This is a genomic window from Candidatus Symbiopectobacterium sp. NZEC127, from assembly GCF_025962675.1.
Classification (GTDB): domain Bacteria; phylum Pseudomonadota; class Gammaproteobacteria; order Enterobacterales; family Enterobacteriaceae; genus Symbiopectobacterium.
Genome location: NZ_JAGFPG010000006.1, coordinates 266,535 through 274,187, shown reverse-complemented (window position 1 = coordinate 274,187; position 7,653 = coordinate 266,535). Strand labels below are relative to the sequence as shown.

The 7,653-nt window shown below is 56.0% G+C and carries 6 protein-coding genes; 2 read left to right on the top strand and 4 right to left on the bottom strand.

Going from position 1 to position 7,653, the window contains the following annotated elements:
* Positions 1 to 98: 98 nt before the first annotated feature.
* Genes hemG through pepQ form a run of 4 tightly spaced genes read right to left on the bottom strand, consistent with a single transcriptional unit; the run spans position 99 to position 4,105 of the window.
* Positions 99 to 638, bottom strand: coding sequence for a menaquinone-dependent protoporphyrinogen IX dehydrogenase (gene hemG / locus J5069_RS20040; protein ID WP_264645512.1), 540 nt, complete (start codon positions 636 to 638; stop codon positions 99 to 101).
* 31 nt (positions 639 to 669) lie between these two features.
* Positions 670 to 2,121, bottom strand: a complete 1,452-nt coding sequence (trkH, locus tag J5069_RS20035; RefSeq protein ID WP_264645511.1) for a Trk system potassium transporter TrkH — start codon at positions 2,119 to 2,121, stop codon at positions 670 to 672.
* Between the two features lie 44 nt (positions 2,122 to 2,165).
* Entirely contained in the window at positions 2,166 to 2,774 is a 609-nt protein-coding gene (locus tag J5069_RS20030) for an IMPACT family protein (RefSeq protein WP_264645510.1), read from the bottom strand.
* The gene (gene pepQ, locus J5069_RS20025) at positions 2,774 to 4,105 is read right to left on the bottom strand and encodes a Xaa-Pro dipeptidase (RefSeq protein WP_264645509.1); all 1,332 of its coding nucleotides are present in this window, start codon (positions 4,103 to 4,105) and stop codon (positions 2,774 to 2,776) included. Before pepQ ends, J5069_RS20030 begins: the two co-directional genes overlap by 1 nt.
* Before the next feature lie 183 nt (positions 4,106 to 4,288).
* Here pepQ and fadB point away from each other — a divergent pair, with 183 nt between their 5' ends.
* Both fadB and fadA read left to right on the top strand, forming a co-directional pair.
* Positions 4,289 to 6,469 (top strand): fatty acid oxidation complex subunit alpha FadB, encoded by a 2,181-nt coding sequence (gene fadB, locus J5069_RS20020; RefSeq protein ID WP_264645508.1) that lies wholly within the window; start codon positions 4,289 to 4,291, stop codon positions 6,467 to 6,469.
* Positions 6,470 to 6,489: 20 nt separating this feature from the next.
* Positions 6,490 to 7,653: an acetyl-CoA C-acyltransferase FadA gene (gene fadA / locus J5069_RS20015; protein ID WP_264645507.1), complete on the top strand. Its 1,164-nt coding sequence runs from the start codon at positions 6,490 to 6,492 to the stop codon at positions 7,651 to 7,653.

Below are 7,653 nucleotides of genomic sequence, written 5' to 3'. Positions count from 1 at the left end.
GAGGCGCAGTATAGACACTTCTCGTGCCCTGACAAGGGCTAATTTCAATTTTATTTCTGAGTGCGTATTTTTTCGGCATTGCGTACTAAACATCAGCATTAAACGCGTTTTTTTGCGCCAAGCTGAGCAAATTCATGTGCGAAATGCTCAACCTGTTGCCAATCGGTGTATTCAATCTCTTTACTGCTGTCCGTCTCACCGCCGGTCATTCGCATAATAAGCTGAATCATCACCCGATCGAGCCAACCATAGCGCGGGTAGCGCAATGCACCAGCAAACACACCGCACAGTGCGGGTTGCCACGGTGAGCGCAGCAAAAACTTCCTGGTGTAGGGATTGGTTTGTGCAGTGCGCTTTTCTGGCTTACGAGCGGTCAGATTCACAGAGAAGAAAGCATTTGGCAGACGCTGCAATTCCGCCAAGTGTTGTTTTATAAAGGTGTAGACCTCCGGCTGGAAATGGCCGTAACGCACCGAAGCACCGATCAGAATGCGATCGTAATGCGCGGGTTCGATATGGTCAGCGGCCGTGAGGTTCACCACATCGCACTCTATCTTCCCCTTTAGCACCGTGGCGATATAAGAGGCGATAGCCTTGGTTTGACCATCCTTACTGGAAAAAAGTATCAACGCTTTCATAGGACATTGCTCTTTGGCTTTTTGTTTTAGGTTATGCGCGCCAGAACGTAGGCGTAAACAACACCAGCAAGGTAAAGACTTCAAGGCGCCCGAACAGCATGGTTGAAATCAGAATCCATTTCGCAGCGTCATTCATGGTAGTGAAGTTATCGGCCACTACACCCAATCCTGGCCCCAGATTGTTTAACGTCGCCGTGACAGCGGCAAAAGCAGAAAAATCGTCCACGCCGGTGGCTATAACCGCCAGCATACTGACAATAAACACCAACGCATAGGCGGAGAAAAAGCCCCACACCGCTTCGAGAATACGTTCCGGCAGCGCACGACGTCCAAGCTTTATAGTATAGACCGCGTTAGGGTGCACCAACCGCTTGAGCTCGCGGTGCCCTTGCAAGAACAACAGCAGGATGCGAATCACTTTTAAGCCACCGCCCGTCGACCCTGCGCACCCACCGATAAAGGCAGAGCACAGCAGCAAAACGGGCAGGAATAGCGGCCAGGCGGCAAAGCTGCTGGTGGTAAACCCCGCGGTGGTCGCCATGGACACCACCTGGAAAAACGCCTGATTTAACGTTTGGATACCGCTGTCGTAGACATTATGGAACCACAGCACCAGTGTGCACACCGCCACCAGCGACAGTTGAACAAAGATGAACATGCGGAATTCCGGATCGCGCCCGTATACCTTGAGGCTTCTGCCGCTCAGCATGGCGAAGTGCAAACCGTAATTACAGCCGGAAATCAGCAGAAACACCGCGATGATGGTATTGATGGTGGGGCTGTTGAAATAGCCGATGCTGGCGTCATGGGTTGAAAAGCCACCGATGGCAATGGTGGAAAAGCTGTGCCCGATAGCATCAAACAGTGACATCCCCGCCGACCACAGTGCTACCGCACAGGCCACGGTGAGCAGCACATAGATCATCCATAACGTTTTCGCGGTTTCCGCGATGCGCGGCCGCATTTTGTTGTCTTTCAACGGCCCCGGCATCTCAGCGCGGTAGAGCTGCATGCCCCCAACGCCGAGGATAGGCAGAATTGCCACCGCCAAAACGATGATCCCCATCCCGCCGAACCACTGCAACATCTGCCGGTAAAACAGAATGGCTTTTGGCAGAGAATCCAACCCGACCAGCGTGGTCGCGCCGGTGGTGGTTAAGCCGGAGAACGATTCGAAAAAGGCATCGGTCACGCTGAGGTTCGGATGTTCAGAGAAGATAAACGGCAGTGCCCCTACGCTACCCAGCACGGTCCAAAACAGCACCACAATCAAGAAACCTTCGCGCGAGGCCAGTTCATGCTTGTGTTTACGATTGGGAAACCAGAGCGCGCTGCCAATAAACAGGGCAACCAGAAAGGTTTGCGTGAATGCCCGTCCTGCGCCGTCACGATAAATCAGAGCAACCAGGCCAGGGATAAACATGGTCCCGGAAAACAGAATAACCAGTAACCCAACAATGCGGGTAATGGCGCGCAGGTGCATGGAGAAACATCCTTAACGAGTCATCAAACAGCGCTGAATTATTATCATATAATGGATATTTGCAACGTTCCCCTGCTTATATCGCGCAAACGGCGCACCGTCTCTTCATAAGCACTGTCAGGGATCGCCACCTGCAACGTCACTTCTGCACCGTAATCACAGCGATTCACTTCGCCGCCCATTTGCCGAATCAACGCGCTGACGGGCTCATGTAAGGCATAGTCACATTGTAACCGATACGCCGTGCGCAGCACTTTTTCCAGCGTCTCCACCTGCTTCAGTGCTTGCTGGACACCGCCACCATACGCTTTGACCAATCCCCCGGTACCCAGCGGGATACCGCCATAGTAACGTACCGAGACAGCGGTTATCTCACCGATTCCGCTCCCTATCAGCTGCGCCAGCATGGGTTTTCCCGCCGTTCCCGAGGGCTCACCATCATCCGAAAAGCCGAGCTGTTGCGAATCATCCGGAGCCCCGGCAACAAAGGCCCAGCAGTGGTGTCCAGCATCAGAATAACGCTCGCGCACCTGCTGCACGTAGGCCTTGGCCGCCGCCACACCGTTGGTCGGCGCCAGCAGCGTGATAAAGCGGCTCTTTTTTATCTCTTCGCTGACGCTGACTTCACAAGCCGGAATCTTATAACGTTGCATCAGGCCAGATTCAGATCCCGCGTCATGTTTTCAACGCGTTTCTCATGGAACACGATATTGTCTTCGATGCGAATCCCACCAAACGGTTTCAGCATGTCGATCTTTTTCCAATCAATATGCTGGCTGTATTGTCCACTGCGCCACGGCGCCAGCAATGATTCGATAAAATAGATACCCGGCTCTATGGTCAACACCATACGGGGTTGCATAATACGCGTGCAGCGCAGGTAGGGATGAGCATCTGGCGCGGCCAGGTGCGTGCCGTGTTCGTCCTGCATGAAACCGCCCACATCGTGCACCTGCAAACCCAGCGGATGGCCCAACCCGTGCGGCAAGAATACCCCGGTCAGCCCGCTCTCCACCATCGCCTCTTCGCTCATCCCTTGCACCAGGTGATGACGATGCAGCAGTTTTGCCACGCGCTGATGCATCTGAATATGGTAGTCGGTATAGCGCACGCCGACCCGCATAGACTCAATCAGCGCCTGCTGTTCCTGATTCAAATCCTTGATGAGCTGCGCAAACAGGTGATCGCTTTGCGCGGAATAGGTGCGGGTCAGGTCGGCGGCATAGCCATGATATTCCGCCCCGGCGTCAATCAGGAAACTGCGAACCTCTGACGGTACCCGCTGCTCAAGCTGGGTATAGTGCAGCACCGCGGAGTGCTGATTGAGCGCGACGATATTGTCATACGGCACATCGGTATCCCGATGACCTGTCGCCGTCAGATAGGCCTGATTGATATCGAACTCGCTCATGCCGGACAAAAAAGCTTCATGCGCGGCACGGTGCCCGACCACCGCCGTTTTCTGCGCTTCACGCATACAGAACAGTTCGTAGTCGGTTTTATAGGCCCGATGGTAGTGCAGATAATCCAGTACGGATTTCGGGTTGATATGTTGCGGAGCAATGCCCAGAGACAGCGCACGTTCAGGCACGTAGCCAAGATAGGCCACACGCTCGCGCGCCGCAGGCAGCAGCGAACCAATATCGTCCACCTTGCGCAACACATTCACGTCAATGTCTTTGGTCCAGAAGCTCTCCGGCAATGGCGCAACGTTATGCCAGTAATCGACCGGAGAATAGAACCACAACCGGGGTTTGTTAACGCCGTCTACCCATAGCCAGCAATGGGGCACGTGGGTCACCGGAACCCAGGCTTTAAACTGAGGGTTAACCTTGAAGGGGTATTCCTGATCGTCCAGAAAACGCGTCAGGGGCTCCCCGGAATGAATTAACACCGCATCAAGCTGATGCTGCGTCAGTACGTTTTGCGCGTGCTGTTGCATCGTCGCCAGATGCTGGTGGAACAAAGATGCCAGCTTTTCCATGAAGATCCTCATTAACCACAGCAAGATACGCTCAGTGTATCACAGTGATCGCAGGAGGGTAGCGGCGAGCGCTTTGTGATCGAAATGGCAAATAATTAATCTTTTATTTGCATTTATTTAACATTCGACCACAATCCACTCATCTGGTCGTACCAGATCATTATACGGTTTCTGGAGATCGCTATGCTTTATCAAAGTGAAACGCTCTATGTGCGCTGGTTGGAGGAAGGGATCGCGGAGCTGGTGTTTGCCTCCCCCGGTTCGGTGAATACCCTGGATACCAAAACCGTTGCCAGTCTGGGCAATGCGTTGACCGTGCTTGAGCAGTTGGAAGGCTTGCAAGGCCTGCTGCTGCGCTCGGATAAACCGGCGTTTATCGTCGGTGCCGATATTACCGAATTCTTGTCGCTGTTCGCGGCACCGCGCGAGCATCTTCAGACCTGGTTGGAACAAGCCAACCGCATTTTCAACCGTCTTGAAGATCTGCCAGTGCCTACGGTAGCCGCCATCAACGGCTATGCCCTCGGCGGCGGCTGCGAATGTGCTCTGGCGGTGGATATCCGTATCGTTACCCCCTCCACGCGCATCGGTCTGCCAGAAGTCAAACTCGGTATCATGCCCGGCTTTGGCGGCTCGGTTCGCCTGCCGCGCCTGTTGGGCGCCGACAGCGCGCTGGAAATCATTGCCGCAGGAAAAGACATCGATGCATCAGAAGCGTTGAAAATCGGCCTGGTTCAGGCGGTGGTGCCTGATGAAAAACTGGCGGCGGCGGGAGCAGACGTTCTCCGTCAGGCCATTTCCGGTCAGATTGACTGGTTGTCCTACCGCAAACCAAAACGGGAACCGCTGAAGCTCAATGCAATAGAAGCAGCAATGAGCTTTACCATGGCCAAAGCGTTGGTGGCGCAAACCGCCGGTAAACATTATCCCGCCCCGTTGACCGCAGTAAAAACCGTTGAGGCTGCGGCGGGGATGACGCGCGATGATGCGTTACGCCTCGAGACACAGAATTTTGTGACGCTCACAGCAACCTCAGCCGCACGTGCTTTAGTCGGTATTTTCCTAAACGATCAGTATGTTAAGGGTAAGGCCAAGAAACTGTCAGGTGCGGTATCCGTACCGCGCCAGGCCGCCGTGCTGGGCGCTGGCATTATGGGGGGCGGCATCGCCTACCAGTCCGCCTACAAGGGCGTGCCGATTGTAATGAAAGACATCAACGACAAAGCGCTGGCACTGGGCATGACAGAGGCCGCGAAACTGCTCAACGGCCAGTTGACGCGCGGCAAGCTGGACGGTTTGAAAATGGCGACTATCCTGAGCCAGATTCAGCCAACGCTCGATTATGGCCGCTTTGCGGATATCGATATCGTGGTGGAGGCGGTGGTGGAAAACCCCAGGGTGAAGGGGGAAGTGCTGGCGCAAACGGAAACGCACCTCGCCGAAGATTCCATCCTGGCCTCCAATACCTCCACCATCCCTATCGCGTTGCTGGCAAAATCCCTGCAACGTCCTGAGCGGTTCTGCGGCATGCACTTCTTTAATCCGGTGCACCGGATGCCACTGGTGGAAATCATCCGTGGCCCGCAAACCAGCGATGACACCATCGCACGCGTGGTGGCCTACGCCAGCAAGATGGGCAAAACCCCCGTCGTAGTGAACGATTGCCCCGGTTTCTTCGTCAACCGCGTGCTGTTCCCCTACTTTGCCGCTTTCAGCTTGTTGCTGCGCGATGGCGCTGACTTCCGCCAGATAGACAGCGTAATGGAGAAGCAGTTCGGCTGGCCAATGGGACCGGCCTACTTACTGGACGTGGTCGGTATCGATACTGCTCACCATGCACAGGCGGTTATGGCGCAGGGTTTCCCGCAGCGCATGCAGAAAACCGCACGCGACGCTATTGATGTGCTGTTCGAACAGCAACGCTATGGCCAGAAAAACGGGCAAGGGTTCTACCGCTATACGCCCGATAAGAAGGGCAAGCCGGTAAAAGAGCAGGATAAAAGCGTCGATGCGCTGCTGTCGGAGGTTGCCAACGGCAGTCGCACCTTTACCGCACAAGAGATTATCGCCCGCATGATGATCCCGATGGTCAACGAAGTCGCCCGCTGTCTGGAAGAAGGCATTGTCGCCAGCCCTGCAGAAGCTGACATGGCGCTGGTGTATGGGCTGGGGTTCCCGCCGTTCCACGGCGGTGCCTGCCGCTATCTCGATACGCTGGGCAGCCGCGAATACGCGCTACAGGCTGAGGCATTGGCATCCCTCGGGGGGATATATCAGATCCCCGACGGCCTGCGCCAGTTGGCAGAGCGTAACGACAGCTACTATCCCCCAGCGGCACCGCACGCGGGTATCACTCTCGGTTAATCGGCATGAGGTCACAGAATATGGAAAACGTTGTTATTGTCGACACCATCCGCACCCCGATGGGACGCTCAAAAGGGGGTGCATTCCGTCAGGTGCGCGCCGAAGATCTGTCCGCCCACATGATGCGCAGCCTGCTGAGCCGTAACCCGGCGTTGGACGCCCATGAGATAGACGATATCTATTGGGGCTGCGTACAACAAACGCTGGAGCAAGGTTTTAATATCGGCCGCAACGCGGCGCTGTTGGCGGAGATTCCGCCGACCGTGCCCGCCGTCACGGTCAACCGCCTGTGCGGTTCCTCCATGCAGGCACTGCACGATGCCGCCCGCGCCATTATGGTGGGGGATGCCAGCACGTGCCTGATCGGCGGTGTGGAGCACATGGGGCATGTGCCGATGAACCACGGTGTCGATTTTCATCCGGGCCTGAGCCGCACCGTGGCGAAAGCGGCTGCCATGATGGGGCTGACGGCAGAGATGCTGGCACGCATTCATCACATCAGCCGTGACATGCAGGATCAGTTCGCCGCACGCTCTCATCAACGCGCCTGGCAGGCAACCCAACGCGGTGCCTTCCGCCATGAAATCGTCCCCACGGTCGGCCACGACGCCGATGGCATACTGCACGCGTTTCACGATGACGAAGTGATTCGCGCCGATACCACGGTAGAAAACCTGAGCAGCCTGAAGCCCGCCTTCGATCCGGCGCAGGGCACAGTGACCGCAGGCAATGCCTCCGCCCTCTCTGACGGCGCAGCCGCCATGCTCGTCATGAGTGAATCACGCGCACGGGAGCGGGGCCTAACCGCGCGCGCGCGCATTAAGGCGATGGCAGTGGTCGGCTGCGATGCGTCCATTATGGGCTACGGTCCCGTACCTGCCGTGCAGTTGGCGTTAAAGCGCGCAGGGTTGGCGCTGACGGATATCGGGGTGTTTGAACTCAACGAAGCCTTTGCCGCACAAACGTTACCCTGCCTGAAAGATTTAGGGCTGTTGGAAATCATCGATGACAAGGTGAACCTGAACGGTGGGGCTATCGCGCTCGGTCATCCCCTCGGCTGCTCCGGCGCGCGCATTTCCGGCACGCTGATCAATCTGATGGAACAGCGCGACGTGCAGTTTGGCGTAGCGACCATGTGCATCGGTCTTGGTCAGGGCATTGCCACGGTATTTGAACGGGTATAA